The organism is Nonomuraea candida (assembly GCF_000725485.1).
GTDB classification, from domain to species: Bacteria; Actinomycetota; Actinomycetes; order Streptosporangiales; family Streptosporangiaceae; genus Nonomuraea; species Nonomuraea candida.
Window position 1 is genome coordinate 1 of the sequence record NZ_JOAG01000043.1, and the last position, 18,543, is coordinate 18,543.

Genomic DNA, 18,543 nt, shown 5'->3' on the forward strand with positions numbered 1-18,543 from the left:
CGCGCGCTGTCTCACCAGCCAGGTCATACCGCGACAACGATCACCACAGCAACCCGGCGATCTTCAAACCACCTCACGTGCGGAAAACGGGGCTAGCGGATGTCGCCGCTGTTGCAGGCCACCTCGTTGCGGTCGACGTCGGTGTACCAGGCGTATTCCTCGTGGGTGCCCTTGTAGTAGGGCCCGTCGCCGGCCGCCACGGCCTCCTTGCAGCTCGCGTGGCGCTTGTCGGGCACCCGCTGACCGCCGGGGCGCGTCGTCGTGGTGCCCGTGCCGGTGGTGGCTCCCGTGCCGGTGGTGGCTCCGGTCGTGCCGGTGCTCCCGATGCCTCCGGTCCCCCCGGTTCCGGTTCCCCCGGTTCCTCCGGTGCCTCCGGTTCCCCCGGTTCCCCCGGTTCCTCCGGTGCCTCCGGGGGTGGTGCCGGTTCCCCCTGTGGTGGTGCCGTCCGGCTGGGTCTGGGTGGCGGGGCCGGTCGGGGCGGTGCTCTGCCCGCCGCCGGGCGGCTGGGAGGCGCCGCCGGTCGGGGCGGGGCCGGTCGGCGCGGGGCTCTGCGCGCCCCCGAGCAGGCGGCCGGCCAGCGCGTCGGCCTCTTCCTTGGTGAACCCGGCGATGCTCACGCTGTCGCCGTCCATCGGCTGGGTGACGATCGGCGCGGCGAGCACGGTCTTCGGCTGGTCGGCCTGCTCGGGCGCCAGCACGATCGCCACCGGCCGCTGGTCGGGCGCCATCTCGTCGATCAGCGCGACCAGCTTCTCCTTGAACGCGGGCGCGACCGCGATGCGCACCGAGTATTGGCCGTCGTCCTCGCGCAGCGACTCGATCCGCTGCACGGAGGCGACCGTGACCCCGGCTTCCAGCAGGTAGCAGGTCGTCTGCGCCTCGTCGAGCACGGCCGGGTCACCGGGGCAGGGGGCCGGCTTGGTCTCCAGCACGGGCGCGAAGTGGATGGGCACGGCCAGCCGCTGGGGGGCCGCGCCGCCTAACAACGGCGCGTCCGGGTTTCTGGTCATCAGAACGGCGACCGTGCCGAGCACGCCTGCGACGAGCACGACGAGGACGAGCGAGACGATCAGCACGATGGTGGTGAGTCTGCTGGCCTTCGGCTCCCCCGGGTCCGCGGGCGGCGGCTCTTCCGGCTTGTCCATCGATGACGATCCCATTCTGACGTTCGGGCTGCCGGTGAGCCTATCGAGGAGAAGGCGCACCGGGGTAATCAGCCGGATAATCCTCACCCAACCGTGAGATGAGAGGAAGAATGGAGGCGGAAGCGCACGTTCGCCGAGAAGAGTCGAAGCATGAACGTCGGGGTGCCACGAGAGGTCAAGAACAGCGAATACCGGGTGGCGCTGACCCCTGCGGGGGTCCACGAGCTGGTGCGGCACGGCCACCGCGTCTTCGTCGAGCGCGAGGCCGGCGCCGGGTCCGCCATCCCCGACGCCGACTTCGCCGCCGCCGGGGCGGTGCTGGTCCCCGGCGCCGACGAGGTGTGGGGGCAGGCCGACCTGGTCATGAAGGTCAAGGAGCCGGTGGCCGAGGAGTATCACCGGCTGCGCAAGGGGCTGGTGCTGTTCACCTACCTGCACCTGGCCGCCTCCCCCGCCTGCACGCGGGCCGTGCTGGAGTCGGGCTGCACCGCGATCGCCTACGAGACGGTCCAGACGCCGGACGGCGCGCTGCCGCTGCTCGCGCCCATGTCCGAGGTGGCGGGCCGGCTGGCGCCGCAGGTGGGCGCCTACCACCTGATGCGCTCGGCGGGCGGCAGGGGCGTGCTGATGGGCGGCGTGTCCGGGGTACGGGCGGCGCACGTGGTCGTGATCGGGGCCGGGGTCTCCGGCATGAACGCCGCCGCCATCGCCCTCGGCATGCAGGCCGAGGTGCTGCTGCTGGACAAGAACATCGACAAGCTGCGCCGGGCCGACCTGATCTACCAGGGCCACTGCCAGACCGTCGCCTCCAACACGCTGGAGATCGAGCGCGCGGTCCTGGAGGCCGACCTGGTCATCGGCGCGGTGCTGGTACCGGGGGCCAGGGCGCCGGAGCTGGTGAGCAACGAGCTGGTGAGCCGGATGAAGCCGGGCTCGGTGCTGGTGGACATCTCGATCGACCAGGGCGGCTGCTTCGCCGACTCCCGGCCGACCACGCACGAGCGGCCGACGTACCGGGTGCACGACTCGGTCTTCTACTGCGTGGCCAACATGCCGGGCGCCGTGCCGCACACCTCGACGTTCGCGCTGACGAACGTGACGCTGCCGTACGCGCTGGCCATCGCCGACCTGGGCTGGCGGCGCGCGATGCGCGCGGACCCGGCGCTGGCGGCCGGCCTGAACGCCCACGAGGGCCACCTGACCAGCCGCCCCGTCGCGCAGGCGCACGGCCTGGAGTGGACGGCGCCGCAGGAGGTGCTCGCCTGACGGCGTGGCGGGTTTGGTCACCGTCAAGTTACGGTAAGTAGCGATCAACTACTCACCGTGACGAACGGAGTGGCGATGTCCCCGATCACCTTCCGCCAGAGCGCCGAGCGCAACTTCGACGACCTCGACACCGACGGCGACGGCTTCCTGACCCGCTACGACTACATGGCCCTGGCCCAGCGGCGGCTGGAACAGACCGGCCTGCGGCCCGACTCCCCGGAGGGAGAGGCGGTGATCGACGCCCATCTGAGCGCCTGGGACACCCACGCCCGCGGCCTCGACGCCGACCGCGACGGGCAGATCAGCAGGGACGAATACGTCAGATCGTTCGACCTGCTGGCCCGGATGGGCGTCCTGGAGACGGTGCTGGAGCCGATCTCCAGAGCCACCTTCGCCGCGGCCGACCGTGACGGCGACGGCGCGATCAGCGCCGAGGAGTTCGGCCTGCTCTGGGACCGCCCCGGCACCGACCTCACCGGCGCCTTCACCAGGGCCGACGCCGACGGCGACGGGCGCATCACCTTCGAGGAGTTCGCCCGCGCCCGCTTCGGCCTGCTCATGGGCGAGGTCTGAGCGGCGAGAAGAAGGGCCCGGCATGAGCCGGGCCCTTCTTCTCAGTGGCTTTTACTCCTGCCGGCTCTACTGCTGCTGGCTGGGCGACGGGGAGAGGGTCTCCATCGGCGTCTGCTGCTGGCCCGTGGGCGCGGGCGGCAGCGGCGCCTGGTCGGCCGTGGTGGTGATCGCGTCGGCGCCGCCGCAGGTCGCGCCCGGCTCCGGCGTGTCAGGGCCGTTCTGGTAGCGCTTGATGAACGCTCCGAGCTTCGGGTCCTGCGGGTCGGTCAGCTTGAGCTGGTGCCCCCAGGAGGAGACCACGATCGGCGAGGGCAGGTTGGGGAACGGGCTCATCAGCATGTAGTCCTGCTGCCCGGTCGAGGACGCGACCTCCTTGAGCTGGTCGATCTGCGCCTTGGGCAGGTCGGGCCGGTAGGTGATCCAGATCGCGCCGTGCTCCAGCGAGTGCACCGCGTGCTCGCTGTGGATCGGCTTGTCGTAGATCGCGCACTGCTGCCAGTAGTTGTTGTGCTCCCCGCCCACCGGCGGCGTCTCCTTGTAGGACACCGTGGTCCAGACGTGCTGACCGGCGTCGTACTTGACGCTGCTCACGGCGTCGAGCGAGGTCTGCCGCGCCTGGTTGACCAGGTAGAAGCCCACCACGCCGACGAGCACCACGATGATGAGCCCACCTGTGCCCCACATCAGCAGCGCGGCGCGGCGTTGTTTGCGCTTCTGCTCGGCCCGCAGCTTCTGCAGGTGCTCGCGCCTCGCCTGCGCCTTCTCCTTCGTCATCGCTCCTCCATCGGCGTACCAACTCCGGGTCACCCTATGCCCTCCGGGCGTATGCGGAGAATAGGAGGCGCATAAGGGTCCGATCACAGGTCCGTCCACAGCTGGGTACGCTGGACGCGCCATGGAAAAGCCTGCGAGAAGACCCCTGCTGATCGTCTGCGGCGTGCTGGTGCTCGCCGCGGCCGCGTTCCTGCTGTTCGGCCGGGACGGCACGCCCGGCGACACCTCGGCCGAGGCCGGGTTCGCCCGCGACATGGCCACGCACCACGCCCAGGCCGTCGACATGGCCTTCACCATCAGGGACAAGGATCCCGCGCGCGAGATCCGCAGCCTGGCCTTCGACATCATCAACACCCAGGCCAACCAGCGCGGCATGTTCCAGGGCTGGTTGCAGCAGTGGGGGCTCAACCAGGCGACCGACCAGCCGGCGATGGCCTGGATGAGCGGTCACGGCCACGGCGCCACGCCCGGCGCCGCCGCCACGCCCGGCGTCATGCCGGGCATGGCCACGCCCGAGGAGCTGGCCAGGCTCAGGGAGGCCCGGGGCACGCAGGCCGAGGTGCTGTTCCTGCAGCTCATGATCCGCCACCATGAGGGTGGCGTGGAGATGGCCGAGGGGCTGCTCAAGCTCTCCACCCGCAACGAGGTGGTCAGCATGGCGCGGAAGATCGTCGACGGGCAGAGCGGGGAGATCAAGCTCATGACGGAGCTGCTCGCGCAGCGGGGCGCGCAACCGCTGCCGTCGATCCTGAAGCCGCAATAGGCGATGAGCGCCGACGCCGTCGTCGTGGGCTCCGGGCCCAACGGGCTGATGGCCGCGGTCCTGCTGGCCCGCGCCGGCCGCAAGGTGCTGCTGCTGGAGGCCGCCGAACGGTTCGGCGGCGGGCTGAGGTCCGCCGAGCTGACGCTGCCCGGGCACGTCCACGACGTCGGCGCGACCGTGATGGCGATGGCGCTGGCCTCTCCGGCGTTCCGGGGGCTGGCGCTGAAGGGGGTCGAGTTCGCCCACCCGCCCGTGGTCATGGCCCACCCCCTCGACGACCGGCCCGCCGTCCTGCTCCACCGCGACGCCCGCCGCACCGCCGAAGGGCTCGGACGCGACGGGCGGGCCTGGCTGGCGACCGCCGGGATGGCGGCGGACGGCGGGTTCCCGCTCATGGAGCTGCTGCTCAAGCCCCTGGGGCCGTGGCCGGCGCGGCCCTCGGCCTTCGCGCGGGCGGCCTGGTTCGGGCCGGCGGCGGCGCTGCCCGCCACGACGTTCGCCAGGCACGCGTTCCGCGGCGTGGCGGCGCGGGCGCTGCTCGCGGGGCTGGCCGCGCACTCGATGCTCGACCTGCGCGCGCCCATCTCGGCCGGCTACGGGCTGGTGCTGGGCGCGCTGGCCCACCTGGTGGGCTGGCCGGTGGTGCGGGGCGGCTCGCAGGTGCTGGCCGACGCGCTCGTGGCCGAGCTGAGGGCGCTGGGCGGGGAGGCGGTGGCCGGGCACCGGGTGCGGCGGCTGGCCGAGCTGGACGCCCCGATCCTGGTGCTCGACGTGACGCCCCGGCAGCTGCTCGCGCTGGCCGACCTGCCCGCGCGCTACCGCCGCCGGCTGGAGCGCTACCGCTACGGGCCGGGGGTGTTCAAGATGGACTGGGCCCTCGACGGGCCGGTGCCGTGGCGCGATCCGGCGGTGGCCGGGGCCGGCACGGTGCACCTGGGCGGCACGCTGGAGGAGATCGCGATCGGCGAGGCCGAGGCGGTCGCCGGGCGGGTCTCGCCCCGCCCGTACGTGCTGCTCGTGCAGCCCTGCACCGCCGATCCGACGCGCGGCGGGCACACCCTGTGGGCCTACTGCCACGTCCCTCACGGCTCGCGGGCCGACCTGACCGGCGCGATCGAGGCCCAGATCGAGCGGTACGCCCCCGGCTTCCGCGACCGCGTGCTGGCCAGGCACACGATGGGGCCGGCCGACCTGGAGGCGGCCGACGCCAACCTGGTGGGCGGGGACATCGGGGGCGGGCTGGCGAGCCTGGGCCAGTTCCTGCGCCGCCCCGTCTGGTCGCCGGCCCCGTGGCGCACCCCGCTGCCGGGGGTGTTCCTCTGCTCGTCCTCGACTCCGCCGGGGCCGGGCGTGCACGGCATGGGCGGCTGGCAGGCCGCCCGCCTGGCCCTGCGCTCCCGCTGACCCGGCCGGACCCGCCCGGCCCGGCTCACCCGACCGGCCGGAACCCGCCTGGCCCGGCTCACCTGACCGGCCGGGGCGCGGCTGGCCCGGCCGGGGCGCGGGTGTCAGGGGGAGGTCGCGGACACCTCTTCGGCGAGGGCGGCGGCGAAGTCGTCGACGTCCTGCTCGGTCGTGTCGAAGGCGCACATCCACCGCACCTCCCCCGTCTCGTTGTTCCAGGTGTAGAACCTGAAGCGCTTGCGCAGCCGCTCGGCGGCGTCCGCGGGCAGCACGGCGAAGACGGCGTTGGCCTCGACCTCCCGGGTCACCTCCACGCCGGGGACGCCCCGCACCGCCTCGGCCAGCCGCCGCGCCATGGCGTTGGCCCGCCGGGCGTTGCGCAGCCACAGGTCGCCCGAGAGCAGCGCCTCGAACTGCACCGACACGAAGCGCATCTTCGACGACAGCTGCATGAGCGTCTTGCGCAGGTAGTCGATCCCGGTCGCGGCCTCGGGGTCGAGCACGACGACGGCCTCGCCGTACATCAGGCCGATCTTCGTGCCGCCGAAGGAGAGCACGTCCACGCCGGCGTCGGTGGTCAGCGCCCGCAGCGGCACGTCCAGCGCGGCGGCGGCGTTGGTCAGCCGCGAGCCGTCGAGATGCACGCGCATGCCCAGGCCGTGGGCGTGCGCGCAGATCGCGGCGATCTCGTCGGGCGTGTAGAGGGTGCCCAGCTCGGTGGTGTTGGAGATGGACACCACCTTGGGCTGGGCGCGGTGCACGTCGCCGAAGCCCCACGCCTGCGCGTCGATCAGCTCGGGGGTGAGCTTGCCGTCGGGCGTGGGCACGGTCAGCAGCTTGATGCCGCCCGCGACCTCCGGGGCGCCGCCCTCGTCGGTGTGGATGTGGGCGCTCTCCGCGCAGATGACGGCCTCCCACGGGGCCAGCATCGAGCGCAGCGAGACGACGTTGGCGGCGGTGCCGTTGAAGACCGGCCACGCCCGCGCCCGCTCGCCGAAGTGCCGGCGGAAGACCTCCCCCATCGCCTCGGTGTAGACGTCGTCGCCGTAGGCGACCTGGTGGCCCTCGTTGGCCGCGACGATGGCCTGGAGGATCTCGGGGTGCACCCCCGCGTAGTTGTCGCTGGCGAAGGCTTTGAGACGGGGGTCGTGCCGGGGGATCAAGAAGTGAGGTCCAATCGTGTGCCGTTGATCTCGGCGGCGGGGCGGTCGTAGAGATCGCCGATGGCCGCCGCGAGGTCGTTGACGTCGGTGAAACCGCGGAAGCGGGCGTCGGGGTCGGCGGCCCGCATGGCGTCGTTCACCAGGGCTTTCACCACGAGGATAACCGCCGCGGAAGACGTGTCCCGCAGCGCGTCGGCCAGGGAGAGCGTCCACGCCTCCGCCGCCGCCTTCGCCGCCGCGTAGACCGCGCCGCCGGCGGACGGGGCCTGGGCGGCCTTGGCGGAGACGATCACGAAGCGGCCGTTCCCGCTGCGGCGCAGCAGCGGCTCGAAGGCCAGCGACACGTGCTGGAGGGTGCGGATCAGCAGGTCGTGCAGGGTGTCCCAGTCGCCGAGGTCGGTCTCGGCGAACGAGCGGCTGCCGCGCCAGCCGCCCACCAGGTGCACCACGCCGTCCACCCGGCCGTGCTCGCGCTCGATGCGATCGGCCAGCCCTTGTACGGCGGCGCGGTCGAGCAGGTCCACGTCCTGCTTGTCGACGCCGATCACGGTGTGCCCATTTTTCCGGAAATATCCGGAAACGGCGTCACCGGTGGGCCCGCCGGCCCCCGTCACCAGAATGATCATGCCCGGAGCCCCTTAGTCGATTCGACCACGTCCGTCAGCTTACGGCGCAGCGCCTCGTAGAACATGCTGAGCGGGAACTCGTCCGGCAGCACCGCGTCCACCTTGGCCTTCTGCTCCTCCGGCAGCGCCGCGATCCCCTTGGCCCAGGTCGAGGCCGGATGCGGCGCCACGTACGCGCTCACCAGCTCGTACGCCGCCAGCCAGTGCGCCTGCTTGGACCGGTCGATCCCGTCGCGGTACAGCTTCTCGACCTCCCCGCGCAGGTCCGCCACCCCGTCGGCCACCCGCTCCCAGTCGATCGTGAGCCGGTTGTCGGTCCACCGCACGATGTCGTTGCGGTGCAGGTAGGCGAAGAGCAGCTGCCCGCCGAGCCCGTCGTAGTTCCGCACCCGCTCCCCGGTGATGGGGAACCGGAACAGCCGGTCGAACAGGATCGCGAGCCGCACGTACCGGGCGTAGGGGACGCCCTGCCGCTCCAGCCGCACGGCCTCGCCGTACGCGGTCAGGTCGCAGCGCAGCTCCTCCAGCGCGTACAGCCAGTACGGCATCCTCTGCTTGATCATGAACGGGTCGAACGGCAGGTCACCGTGGCTGTGCGTGCGGTCGTGCACCAGGTCCCACAGCACGAACGCGTCCTGCGCGAGCCGCTGCGAGGCCAGCAGCCGCTCGGCGTCCGGCGGCAGGTCCAGCCGGAGCGTCTCGACGGCGGCGCCGGACACCCGCCGGAACCTGGCGGCCTCCCGGTCGGCGAAGATCCCGCCCCAGGTGAACCGCTCGGGCGCGCGGCGCACCGCGACCGTCTCGGGGAAGAGCACGGCCGAGTGCGTGTCGTAGCCGGAGGTGAAGTCCTCGAACGCGATCGGCACGAACATCGGGTTGTCGTAGCCGCCCGCCTCCAGCTCGGCCAGCCAGCCGGGCCAGATCGTGCGGATCCAGACGGCTTCGAGGTTGCGCGCGGGGTTGCCGTTCTGCGTGTACATGGGGAAGACGACCACGTGCTCCAGCCCGTCCACGCGCTGGGTGTCGGGGTGGAACAGCTCCAGCGAGTCGAGGAAGTCGGGCACGCCGAGCCCCTGCTCCGCCCATTTGGCCAGGTCGTCGCGGACGGCCCGCAGGTAGGCGGCGTCGTGCGGGAAGCGGGGCGCGAGGTCGGCCACCCGCGCCGCGATCAGCGCCACCAGCTCCCGCGCCCGGTCCTTGGCCTCCTCCGGCACCGAGCCGTCCTTGACCTGCAGCGGCCGCAGCTCCTCCACGGCCGCCTTCAACCGGCCGAACAGCACGGCCGTCTCCTCGTGACGGGAACCGCGGACCGCGCCGGCGGCCTCACCGTGAGTCCCGGCGCCGGCCTCGCCGCCCGCCGCGCCGGGCCGGCGCTCGTCGCCGGGGATCCTGGCGGCCCAGGTGACCGCGTTCTCCCAGAGCCGGCCGTGGTCGTGGTCCTCGATGGAGTCGTCGCCGAACAGGTCGGAGTCGGCGAACACGACGACGCGGCCGGCGCCGTGCCGCAGCGCGACGGCCAGCGGCTCGCCCGCCGGGTCGGCCGCCGCCGAGGTGGCGAACAGCACGCTCGCCCCGCCGGCGACCAGGGTGCCCGAGCGGTAGAAGCACGCCGCCCGCACGCCCGCCAGCACCCCGGACCCGGTGGAACGTTCCGCGGCGGCCGCGGGCTGCCCCATCACCCAGGTGGCCACGCCCCGGTGCGCGTGCCCCGGGTCGCGCACCGTGGTGTGCCGCACGCCCACGCCGAACCGGGCGAGCAGCTCACCGAGGTTGTTGCCGTACTTGTCCTGCTCCTCCTCGGCCAGCACCACCAGCCCGCCGCCGGCCGCGACGAAGGACTCGATCGCGTCCAGCTCGGCGGCGGTGAGAACGGGGCTGCCCTGGCCGGTCGTCCGCTCCCAGCGCGCGTCCGCCGGGTGCGCGATCACCAGCACGTCCTGCCCGGCCAGCGCCCCTTCGTCGATCGGCCCCGCCGTGTGCGCGGTGACCGTGTGCCCCAGGTGCCGCAGCAGCCCGGCCGCGCGGGCGTAGCTGTTGTCGTCGGGATGGGCCGGGCTGATGGCCTCGGCCAGCTCGCGCCTGATGGTCCACGACTCGCTGTGCGCCTCGTCGAACAGCACCCGGGGGAAGGCTTGCATGAAATTCTCCTGCCTTAGACGCCTTACGACGGAAAATATACACACAAGCCCGGCATATCTCACTAATCCCTTCCGGCAGGTGAGACGCTCAGCTCGCGCCGGGCCGCACGACCCCCGTCTCGTACGCGAACACCACGGCCTGTGCCCGGTCGCGCAGGGACAGCTTCATCAGCACCCGCGCCACGTGCGTCTTGACCGTGGCCTCCCCGACGTACAGCTCCCTGGCGATCTCCGCGTTGGTGAGGCCGCGCGCCAGCAGCCGCAGCACCTCCAGCTCGCGCGGCGTCAGCTCGGCGAGTGCCGGCGACGGCCGCGGCTCGGCCCGCCCGGCGAACGTGGCGATCACCCGGCTCGTCACCGCCGGGTCGAGCAGCGCGTCGCCGGCGTGCACCACCCTGATCGCCTCCAGCAGCTGCTCCGGCGGCGACACCTTGAGCAGGAACCCGCTGGTCCCCGCGCGCAGGGCGGCGTAGAGGTTCTCGTCGGTGTCGAACGTGGTCAGCGTGATGACCTTGGGCGGCGCCGGCGCCTCCAGCAGCTCCCTGGCCGCGGCCAGCCCGTCGAGCCGGGGCATCGAGATGTCCATGAGGACGATGTCCGGCCGGGTGCGCCTGGCCAGGGCGACGGCCTCATGCCCGTCGGCCGCCTCGCCGACGACCTCCATGCCCGGGTCGCTCTCGACGACCATGCGCAGCCCGGCCCTGACCATCGCCTGATCGTCGGCGATGACTATGCGAATCCCCACACGCCGGAGGGTAGACGCCGGGCCCCGGGCTTGAACACCGCCGCGACCCGGCGGCCAAGCCGGCCGCAAGTGAGTTCCAAGTCGGCAGTGAAGTTCCCAAGCCAGCAGTGAAGGTCCACGCCGGCAGTGAAGTTCCAGGTCGGCAGTGAAGGTCCAGGTCGGCAGTGAAGGTCCACGTCAGCTCAGCCGCACGCTCTGCCTGATCCTGGTCTGGGTCTGGTCGTCGCAGGTGGCCTTGGCGCAGAAGTACATGACGAGCATGGTCTTCGGCTCGCGGTTGATCACGTAGCTCACGAACCCCAGCCGCGCGCCGGTGGCGGGGTCGTGCAGGGAGCCGTCGAACCGGGTGGCGGGGCTGTCGCCCGCCTGGTCCTGCACGGGCCTGCCCAGGTCCACCTGGCCCGGCAGCAGGGCCTCCATCTTGGGCTTCATCAGCTCGGAGGTGCCGCTGGCGTCGAGGGTGTCGGAGACCTGGACGTAGACGCCGGTGGCGCTGTCGGGCTCGTCGCGGATGATCTCCTCGGCCCTCGTCCAGTCGGCGCCGGGCCCGGACACGAACAGGTCCTCGAACACGGTGGCGTGCGGGGAGGCCACGGCGAACAGGTCCTGGTGGGTGCGGGCCGTCCAGTCGCCGGGATAGTGGAACGTGAGCGGCGCGGCGGCGCTGGTGCGGTAGCGGGCCCAGGTGTCGCCCCGGTTGTCGATGATGACGAACGCCACCAGCGCGAGCGCCGCCGCGGCGGCCACCAGCGTGGCGACCACGATCGGCATCCGGCCGGGCCGGGCCTTGGGCGCGGACGGCCGTGTGGGCCGCCCGGTCCCCCGGCGCGCCGCCTTCACCCCATCAGCCGCATCGCCCGCCATAGCAGTGCTCGCCGTGTTCGCGGCGTTCGCGGCGTTCGCCGCGTTCGCCGCGTGGGCCGCCGAATGGCGTCCCGGCGGCGCCCCGGCCCGCTGCACCGGGTGCGGCCCGGAGTGCGGGCTCTGCCCGGGAGGCGGCACGAGATGCGGCCCGGAGCCGGGCCCGCCGAACGGGTCCAGCCGCCGCCCGCCGAACGGATCGGCCCCCGGCGCGCCGAACGGGTCGAGCCGCCGCGCCCCGAACGGGTCGGACGGCTGCCCGCCGATCGCGTCGCGCAGCGCGGTCACGAACTCGGCGCAGGTCGCGTACCGCTGGTCGGGCGACTTGGCCAGCGCCCGCAGGATCACCTCGTCCGCCTGCGGGGGCAGCTCCGGCCGCAGGTGCGACAGCGGCGCCGGCTGCTCGGCCAGGTGCGCCCAGAGCAGCGCGATGTCGTTCTCGCGCTGGAACGGCAGCCGTCCCGTCAGCGCCTCGTAGACCACGCAGGCCAGCGCGTACTGGTCGCAGCGGCCGTCGATGTGCTCCTTGTTGATCTGCTCGGGCGACATGTAGCGCGGCGTGCCGATGAACTGGTCGGTCTGCGTCAGCCCGGAGATCGACGAGCGGTGCTTGGTGATGCCGAAGTCGGTCAGGTAGACGTGGTCGCCGGCCAGCAGGATGTTGGCCGGCTTGACGTCGCGGTGGATCAGGTCGTGGGCGTGGGCGGCGTCGAGCGCGGCGGCCACCTGGGCGAAGATCAGGTTCGCCTGGCCGAGCGGCAGCGGCCCGCGATCGTGGATGAGGCGGCGCAGGTCGAGGCCGTCGACGTAGCGCATGGCGATGTAGAGCACGCCCTCGGCGTCGGCGCTCGCCTCGTAGATCGGGATGATGTTGGGGTGCTCGATGCTGGCGACCGTCCTGGACTCCAGGATGAACCGCTGCCTGAACCGGTCGTCGACGCTGAGCACCGGGTTGAGGATCTTCAGCGCCACCCGGCGGCTCAGCCTCGGGTCGAGCGCCAGGTAGACGACGGCCATGCCGCCCTTGCCGACGATGTCCTCGACGTAGTAGCCGGCCACCTCCTGGCCGATCAGCGATCTCTCGTTCAACGGCATCACGTCTCGATGGGGTGGCCGCAGTAGCCGCAGAACCGGTGCGCGGGCCCGAGTCTCATGCCGCACGAGGTGCAGTATTCGACCGCGGGGCCCGGCGCCGTCATCACCTGCTGCTGCCGCGGGACCACGTGGAACGGCTGGGACCGCCGCACGACCCTGGTCTGGCCGGCGCCGTCGTCGAGCGGCGGGCCGGCCGCCAGTGGTGGTGGTGACGGCAGTTCCGTCGCTTCTTCCGGAGCGCGGCGGCGCCACAACAAATACGCTCCGCCCGCCGCCGCCGTGAAGAGCAGCCCCGCCGCCAGGATGAACGGCCACAGCGGCGTGCCCCCCTCCGGCTCGGCCGCCGCCTTCTTCGTCCCCTGGTCCTCGGGGCCGCCCCGCTTGGCGAGGGAGGTCTTCAGCAGCGCGGCGGCCACCACGTTGCCCGGGTAGAGCTCCAGCACGCGCTGGAAGCCCGGCGCGGCCTCGGTGTAGTACTTCGTGTGGTAGCGGGTCAGCGCCGCCTCGAAGGCCGTGTCGATCGCCCCCCTGCGCGGCACCACCTTGGCCGCGGCCAGGATTCCGGTGATCTCCTTGACCCCGATCATCCTGCCTTCCTTGCCGCCGCCGACCAGCAGGCCGATGACGTGGCCGTCCTTGTCGCCGATCACCGGCGCGCCGACCAGGCCCTTGTCGGCCAGCGCGCCCAGCTTGACCGGCTCGTCCACCTTCTTCTCGGGGTCGGCGAACGGCCGGCCCGCCTGCCCGGGCACGCCGCCCCGGCCCAGGTGGGCGATCTCGACGGTCTCCTTGACGTCGGGGCCGGGCCGGCCGAGGAAGCCCGCCACGTTGGTGGGCGCGCCCGCCGTGTCGGGCACCTTGTCGGCCAGCGGCGCGGTCGGCATGCCGACGCCGCCGGAGGCGGGGGTCAGCGGCACCAGCACGGCCGGGCTGTCGGGGCCGGGGCCCGCCTTGACGCACTTGACCTTGTAGCCGTCGGGGCTGGGCGGCGAGACGTTGGGGAAGGCGGTGATCTCGGTGGTGACGTTGACGATGCAGGTGGCGGTGCTGCTCTTGGGCGGGTAGCAGTCCTGGAGGTGGCGGTCGAGCAGGGCGTCGGAGAGCCGGTGCTTCTTGTGGTCGGCGGGGATCTTCACCTTGTGGTGCTCGGCGAAGATCCGGTTGGCGGCGTAGACGGCGACGTCGTCGGGATTGATCGCCAGGCGGCGCAGGGCCACGATCGTGCCGTCGGGGTTGACGACGGTGCCCGTCCCCTCGGCGAACGGAAGGTCATAGGACCGCTCCACATGCTTGAGCTCGCCGACGTGGTCGAGCAGGGTGATCTCCACATGCGACACGGCTTCCAGCCGCACCACGGCCGGGGTCACCAGATCGGTGATCCCGCTCGGGTGCTCGTGCGCCGCGACCGGGGCGGCGGTGAGCACCAGGGCGATCACCGCGGCACCACCGGCAAGAGCTCTGAGGCGCGCCATATCCGCTCCAAACGCAGGACTAGGACCAGAGTCCCAATCACCTGCCGTAAGTCAATAGACCACTGCATAGACAAGCGCTTGCTCGGGGACATAACGTACCGGAATGGGCTACACGATCGGCGTCGATGTCGGTGGCACCTTCACCGATGTGGTCCTGAGAGGCACGTCCGGCACGATCGCCGTGGCCAAGTGCCCGAGCACCCACGACGACCCCATCGCGGGGATGCTCACCGGCGTTACGCGCGTGCTCGCCGGCCGTGACCCGTCGCGGGTGACGCGGGTGGTGCACGCGACCACGCTGGCCACCAACGCGGTGCTCGAACGCACGGGGGCGCGCGTCGCCTTCGTCACCACCCGGGGCTTCCGGGCCGCCGTCCCGCTCGGCCGCTACGCCCGGGTCGAGGAGGACCGCTACGACCTGCGCTTCACCCCGCCCCCTCCCCCGGTCGCGCCCGGCGACTGCTTCGAGGTGACCGAGCGCGTCTCGGCCCGCGGCGACGTGCTCGTCCCGCTGGACGAGGAGTCGGCCCGCCGCGCCGCCCGCGAGATCGCCGCCCGCGGCATCGAGTCGGCGGCGGTGTGCCTGCTGCACGCCTACGCCAACCCGGCCCACGAGCGCCGGGTGGCCGAGATCCTGCGGGAGTCGGTCCCCGCCGTCGTGACGTCCTCGGAGACCTGGCCGGAGATCCGCGAGTACGAGCGCGCCACCACCACCATCATCTCCGCCTACGTCGGCCCGCTGATGGCCTCCTACCTCTCGCGCCTGCGCGCGCGGCTGGCGGAGCTGGGCATCCGCGCGCCCGTCCACGTCATGGAGTCCGGCGGCGGCGTGATCTCCGCCGAGCTGGCCGCCAGGCGGGCCGTGGCCACGATCGAGTCGGGCCCGGCGGCCGGAGTGCTGGCGGCGGCGGGGGCCGGGTTCGCGGACGCGATCTCGTTCGACATGGGCGGGACCACCGCCAAGGCGTGCGTGGTGCGCGGGGGACGGCCGGAGGTCACGCACGAGTTCCACGTCGGGGGCAAGGGCAGCTTCGGCGGCCGGCGGGCCGGCACCGGCGTGCCGATCAAGACCCCGGCCATCGACCTGGCGGAGGTGGGCGCCGGCGGCGGCAGCGTGGCCTGGCAGGACCCGGCGGGCGCGCTGCGCGTCGGCCCCCGCTCGGCCGGCTCGTTCCCCGGGCCCGCCTGCTACGGGCTGGGCGGCTCGGAGCCGACGGTCACGGACGCGAACCTCGTCCTCGGCTACCTCTCCCCCGCGCTCTCGGCGGGGTCCGTCCCGCTGTCGCCCGCGCTGGCGGACAAGGCGCTGGACCGGCTGGCGGGGCCGCTCGGCGTGTCGCGGGCGCGGGCCGCGTACGCGGTGCACGAGATCGTCAGCGCCTCCATGGCCTCGGCGGTGCACGTCGTGACCGTGCAGCGCGGGATCGACCCCCGCGGCTTCGCCCTGGTGGCCTTCGGCGGCGCGGGCCCGATGCACGCGGCCCGGGTGGCAGAGCGGTTCGGGATCGCGACCGTGGTGGTGCCGGCGCACTGCGGGGTGGCCTCGGCGGCGGGGCTGCTGGCGGGCGAGCTGTCCACCGACCGCGTCCTGACCCGCCTGGACGAGCCGGACCCCGAGGCCGTCTTCGCCGCCCTGGCCGGGGAGGCCGCCGGCGACCTGGGCGTCCGGCTCGCCGCTCCCGGCGTGCGGGTGCTGCGCTCGGTGGACGTGCGCTTCCGCGGCCAGTCCCACGACCTGACCGTGCCCTGGTCGGCCGAGCGCGCCGCCCTGGAGCGCGCCTTCTTCCGCCGGTACGCGGAGGTGTACGGCATCGCGCAGCGCGGCGAGGTCGAGCTGGTCAGCTACCGGGTCCGCCTGACCGCCCCCCTCCCCCGGCCCTCCGGCCCGTCGCCCCAGGCCGGACCACCCGGCCCCGCCGGCTCCCCGGCCCCGGCCGGTTCCCGGGACGCGCCCGACTCCCCCGGCTCCCCCAGCCCCGCCGGCTCCCACGGCCGGGCCGGTGCCCCCGTCCCCGGCGCCCGGCCGGCGTACTTCCCCGAGCTGGGCGGCTACGCCGAGGTGCCCGTGCACACCCGCGACACCCTGCCCGCCACGGCGCCCGGCCCGGTCATCGTCGAGGACGCCGAGGCGACGATCGTCGTCCCGCCCGGCTGGACCGTCACCCGCGCCGCCGGCGGCGCCGTCCACCTCGTCAGGACCGCCGCGAGCACGGGAAGCACGGGAAGCACGGATAGCGACGCGAGCACCGGGAGCGCCGTATGACCGTCGACCCGCTGACCGCGGAGGTGCTCAGGAACGCCCTGGTCGTGGCGGCGGAGGAGGCGAGCATCGTGGTGGTGCGCTCGGCGTACTCGACGTTCATCGTCGAGGGCTCCGACGCCTCGGCCGCCGTGCTGGACGCCGGCGGCCGGCTGGTCGCCCAGTCCATGGCCACGACGCTGATGAACAGCATGGCGCTCAGGACCGCGCTCCCCGAGCTGCTCAAGGACTTCCCCCCGGAGACGATGCGCCCGGGCGAGGTGTACGCGCTCAACGACGCCTACCGGGGCGGCGTGCACACCAACGACCTGCTCGTCTACCGCCCGGTCTTCGTCGCGGGCACGCCGGCGTACTTCACCGCCACCATGATCCACGTCTCCGACCTGGGCGGCCTCTCGGCGGGCGGCATGGCCCCGCTGGCCACGGACATCTTCCTGGAGGGGCTGCGGCTCCCCCCGGTGCGCCTGGCCACGCGCGACGGCCTCGAACCGGCCGTGGCGGCGATCCTGCGGGCCAACAGCCGCACCCCGGACAAGGTCATGGGCGACGTGCGCGCCCTGGTGGCCGGCACCGCCGTGGCCGCCGCCCGGATCGAGTCGCTGCTCTCCCGGTACGGCGAGCACGGCCTGGCGCAGGGCGTCGCCGACTATCTGGACCACACCGAGGCCAGGACCCGCGCGGCGCTGGCGGAGCTGCCCGCGGGCCGCTACGAGGCGGCGTACCCGATCGACGACGACGGCGTCGACCCGGACCGGGAGCACTGGGTCCGGGTGGCCGTCACGCTCGGCGGCGAGGCGGCGGCGCTCGACTTCGCCGGCACGGACCCGCAGGTGCCCGCGGCGATCAACGCCTCGGCCTCGCAGTCGCTGGCCGCCGCCGTGTTCGCGATCCGCTGCTTCCTCGACCCGGCGATCCCCATGAACGACGGCTGCCTGCGCGCGATCGACGTGCGCCTGCCGGAGGGCTCCCTGCTCGACGCCCGCTCCCCGCACCCCTGCGGCGGCCGGTACGTGCCCATCTACGCCGCCATGGAGGCCGTCTTCCAGGCCATGTCGGACGCGGTGCCCGAGCGGGCCATCGCGGCGAGCGGCATCCTGCAGCCGTTCTCGATCGCGGCGGTGGGGGCGCCGTACTGGATCCACCTGTCGTACGACTTCGGCGGCGTGGGCGCGCGCCGGGGCCTGGACGGGCCGGACGCGACGGGCGTGCACTTCGGCATCGGCCGCAACTCGGTGCCGCAGGTGGAGCCGGTGGAGAGCCGCTGCCCGCTGATCGTGGAGTCGATCGAGACCATCCCGGACTCGGGCGGGCCGGGCCGGCACCGGGGCGGGCTGGGCTCGCGCACGGTCTACCGCTTCCTGGCCGACTGTCACGTCACCACGCGGGGCGACCGCCTGCGGCTGGCCCCGCCGGGCCGTGAGGGCGGGCTGCCGGGCCGGCTGGGCGGCTTCTACCGGCGCCGCCTGGACGGGACGGTGGAGCGGCTGGCCTCCAAGGTGAACAACGTGCGCTTCGCGGCCGGGGAGGCGTTCATCGTGGAGACGACCGGCGGGAGCGGGCTGGGCCCGCCGTCGGAGCGGGCCCGGGAGGCGGTGCTGGCCGACCTCGACGCCGGTCGCGTGTCACCGCGCGGCGCGGCGGAGGACTACGGGGTCAGCCCCGCAGACGCATGAGGTCGCCCGGGTCGAAGGTCACCGGGAAGGGCGAGGCCAGAGAGACCGTGGTGCCCGCCTTGTGCGCCACGGGCCCCGCGTAGGAGTTGCCGCCGAGCTCGTAGACGTAGACCGTGGGCCCTTCCAGGGGCTCGATCCGCCAGTAGAAGGGGATGCCCGCCTCCGCGTATGCTCCGACCTTGGTGGCTCTGTCGTGGGTCTGGCTGCTCGGGCTGACCACCTCCACGGCGAGCAGCAGATCGCTGGGGGAATACCAGAGATCCACCGCTTCCGACACCTTCTCCGGCACGACGACGAGGTCGGGGATGTAGAGATTCTCGTCGCTCCGTCTGACGTTGACAGTGGTCAGGCACTCCAGGCCGGGCGGCGCCGCGTTCTGCAGGATGAGCAGCAGCCTCGTGATCACACGCTGGTGCCGGGGGGTGGGGGCAGGGCTCACGAGTAGGCTCCCGTTGAAGAGCTCGTAACGGTTCCCGTCCTCCGGGAACTTGAGCAGGTCCTGAACAGTGAAAGGCGGCACGCCCGGAAGGACTGTGCGCCTTGGTTCGATCGCCATTGCGGTCACCTACTCAGTATCGGGAATCT

15 protein-coding genes are annotated in these 18,543 nt (G+C 73.1%); 6 read left to right on the forward strand and 9 right to left on the reverse strand.

All coding sequences use genetic code 11. The features are described from left to right. Positions 1-92: 92 nt before the first annotated feature. On the reverse strand, positions 93-1,145 hold the full coding sequence (locus IO39_RS56990) for an excalibur calcium-binding domain-containing protein (RefSeq protein WP_052423705.1): 1,053 nt from the start codon (positions 1,143-1,145) through the stop codon (positions 93-95). 150 nt (positions 1,146-1,295) lie between these two features. Between IO39_RS56990 and ald the strand changes: the two genes are divergently transcribed. Both ald and IO39_RS33960 read left to right on the forward strand, forming a co-directional pair. Then, positions 1,296-2,411: an alanine dehydrogenase gene (gene ald / locus IO39_RS33955; protein ID WP_043632017.1), complete on the forward strand. Its 1,116-nt coding sequence runs from the start codon at positions 1,296-1,298 to the stop codon at positions 2,409-2,411. A gap of 75 nt (positions 2,412-2,486) precedes the next feature. After that, positions 2,487-2,984 (forward strand): EF-hand domain-containing protein, encoded by a 498-nt coding sequence (locus tag IO39_RS33960; RefSeq protein WP_043632019.1) that lies wholly within the window; start codon positions 2,487-2,489, stop codon positions 2,982-2,984. A 66-nt stretch (positions 2,985-3,050) separates the two neighbouring features. On the opposite strand, the gene IO39_RS33965 is transcribed toward IO39_RS33960, so the two are convergent. Continuing rightward, positions 3,051-3,758 carry a thioredoxin-like domain-containing protein gene (locus tag IO39_RS33965; RefSeq protein ID WP_043632022.1) on the reverse strand — a complete coding sequence of 236 codons (708 nt, stop codon included), beginning with the start codon at positions 3,756-3,758 and terminating at the stop codon, positions 3,051-3,053. A gap of 121 nt (positions 3,759-3,879) precedes the next feature. Between IO39_RS33965 and IO39_RS33970 the strand changes: the two genes are divergently transcribed. Continuing rightward, positions 3,880-4,521, forward strand: a complete 642-nt coding sequence (locus tag IO39_RS33970; protein WP_211267260.1) for a DUF305 domain-containing protein — start codon at positions 3,880-3,882, stop codon at positions 4,519-4,521. 3 nt (positions 4,522-4,524) lie between these two features. Further along, positions 4,525-5,925, forward strand: coding sequence for a phytoene desaturase family protein (locus IO39_RS33975; protein WP_043632024.1), 1,401 nt, complete (start codon positions 4,525-4,527; stop codon positions 5,923-5,925). Positions 5,926-6,029: 104 nt separating this feature from the next. Here the strand turns inward: IO39_RS33975 and IO39_RS33980 are convergent, their stop codons facing one another. The 6 genes from IO39_RS33980 to IO39_RS34005 form a co-directional block, all read right to left on the reverse strand. After that, positions 6,030-7,088: a threonine aldolase family protein gene (locus IO39_RS33980; RefSeq protein ID WP_043632027.1), complete on the reverse strand. Its 1,059-nt coding sequence runs from the start codon at positions 7,086-7,088 to the stop codon at positions 6,030-6,032. Next, on the reverse strand, positions 7,085-7,714 hold the full coding sequence (locus tag IO39_RS33985; RefSeq protein ID WP_043632029.1) for an SDR family NAD(P)-dependent oxidoreductase: 630 nt from the start codon (positions 7,712-7,714) through the stop codon (positions 7,085-7,087). The genes IO39_RS33980 and IO39_RS33985 overlap by 4 nt, the downstream gene beginning before the upstream one ends. After that, positions 7,711-9,852 carry a DUF6421 family protein gene (locus tag IO39_RS33990; protein WP_043632032.1) on the reverse strand — a complete coding sequence of 714 codons (2,142 nt, stop codon included), beginning with the start codon at positions 9,850-9,852 and terminating at the stop codon, positions 7,711-7,713. Before IO39_RS33990 ends, IO39_RS33985 begins: the two co-directional genes overlap by 4 nt. 88 nt (positions 9,853-9,940) lie before the next feature. Beyond that, entirely contained in the window at positions 9,941-10,597 is a 657-nt protein-coding gene (locus IO39_RS33995; RefSeq protein ID WP_043632035.1) for a response regulator, read from the reverse strand. Positions 10,598-10,774: 177 nt separating this feature from the next. Then, positions 10,775-12,553 (reverse strand): serine/threonine-protein kinase, encoded by a 1,779-nt coding sequence (locus IO39_RS34000; protein WP_043632038.1) that lies wholly within the window; start codon positions 12,551-12,553, stop codon positions 10,775-10,777. Beyond that, on the reverse strand, positions 12,553-14,025 hold the full coding sequence (locus tag IO39_RS34005; protein ID WP_043632041.1) for a zinc ribbon domain-containing protein: 1,473 nt from the start codon (positions 14,023-14,025) through the stop codon (positions 12,553-12,555). The genes IO39_RS34000 and IO39_RS34005 overlap by 1 nt, the downstream gene beginning before the upstream one ends. Before the next feature lie 103 nt (positions 14,026-14,128). On the opposite strand from IO39_RS34005, the gene IO39_RS34010 reads away from it, so the two are divergent. Continuing rightward, on the forward strand, positions 14,129-16,288 hold the full coding sequence (locus tag IO39_RS34010) for a hydantoinase/oxoprolinase family protein (protein WP_084773953.1): 2,160 nt from the start codon (positions 14,129-14,131) through the stop codon (positions 16,286-16,288). Then, the gene (locus tag IO39_RS34015) at positions 16,285-17,958 is read left to right on the forward strand and encodes a hydantoinase B/oxoprolinase family protein (protein ID WP_043632044.1); all 1,674 of its coding nucleotides are present in this window, start codon (positions 16,285-16,287) and stop codon (positions 17,956-17,958) included. The genes IO39_RS34010 and IO39_RS34015 overlap by 4 nt, the downstream gene beginning before the upstream one ends. On the opposite strand, the gene IO39_RS34020 is transcribed toward IO39_RS34015, so the two are convergent. After that, a complete protein-coding gene (locus tag IO39_RS34020; RefSeq protein ID WP_063765397.1) occupies positions 17,939-18,514 on the reverse strand; it encodes a Uma2 family endonuclease in 576 nt (191 codons plus the stop codon). The two genes, IO39_RS34015 and IO39_RS34020, sit on opposite strands and share 20 nt — an antisense overlap. Positions 18,515-18,543: the final 29 nt, after the last annotated feature.

Coding starts and splice junctions, on each gene's coding strand:
- IO39_RS56990 (WP_052423705.1), bottom strand. CDS start 1,145: ATGGACAAGCCGGAAGAGCCGCCGCCCGCGGACCCGGGGGAGCCGAAG.
- ald (WP_043632017.1), top strand. CDS start 1,296: ATGAACGTCGGGGTGCCACGAGAGGTCAAGAACAGCGAATACCGGGTG.
- IO39_RS33960 (WP_043632019.1), top strand. CDS start 2,487: ATGTCCCCGATCACCTTCCGCCAGAGCGCCGAGCGCAACTTCGACGAC.
- IO39_RS33965 (WP_043632022.1), bottom strand. CDS start 3,758: ATGACGAAGGAGAAGGCGCAGGCGAGGCGCGAGCACCTGCAGAAGCTG.
- IO39_RS33970 (WP_211267260.1), top strand. CDS start 3,880: ATGGAAAAGCCTGCGAGAAGACCCCTGCTGATCGTCTGCGGCGTGCTG.
- IO39_RS33975 (WP_043632024.1), top strand. CDS start 4,525: ATGAGCGCCGACGCCGTCGTCGTGGGCTCCGGGCCCAACGGGCTGATG.
- IO39_RS33985 (WP_043632029.1), bottom strand. CDS start 7,714: ATGATCATTCTGGTGACGGGGGCCGGCGGGCCCACCGGTGACGCCGTT.
- IO39_RS33990 (WP_043632032.1), bottom strand. CDS start 9,852: ATGCAAGCCTTCCCCCGGGTGCTGTTCGACGAGGCGCACAGCGAGTCG.
- IO39_RS34000 (WP_043632038.1), bottom strand. CDS start 12,553: ATGCCGTTGAACGAGAGATCGCTGATCGGCCAGGAGGTGGCCGGCTAC.
- IO39_RS34005 (WP_043632041.1), bottom strand. CDS start 14,025: ATGGCGCGCCTCAGAGCTCTTGCCGGTGGTGCCGCGGTGATCGCCCTG.
- IO39_RS34010 (WP_084773953.1), top strand. CDS start 14,129: ATGGGCTACACGATCGGCGTCGATGTCGGTGGCACCTTCACCGATGTG.
- IO39_RS34015 (WP_043632044.1), top strand. CDS start 16,285: ATGACCGTCGACCCGCTGACCGCGGAGGTGCTCAGGAACGCCCTGGTC.
- IO39_RS34020 (WP_063765397.1), bottom strand. CDS start 18,514: ATGGCGATCGAACCAAGGCGCACAGTCCTTCCGGGCGTGCCGCCTTTC.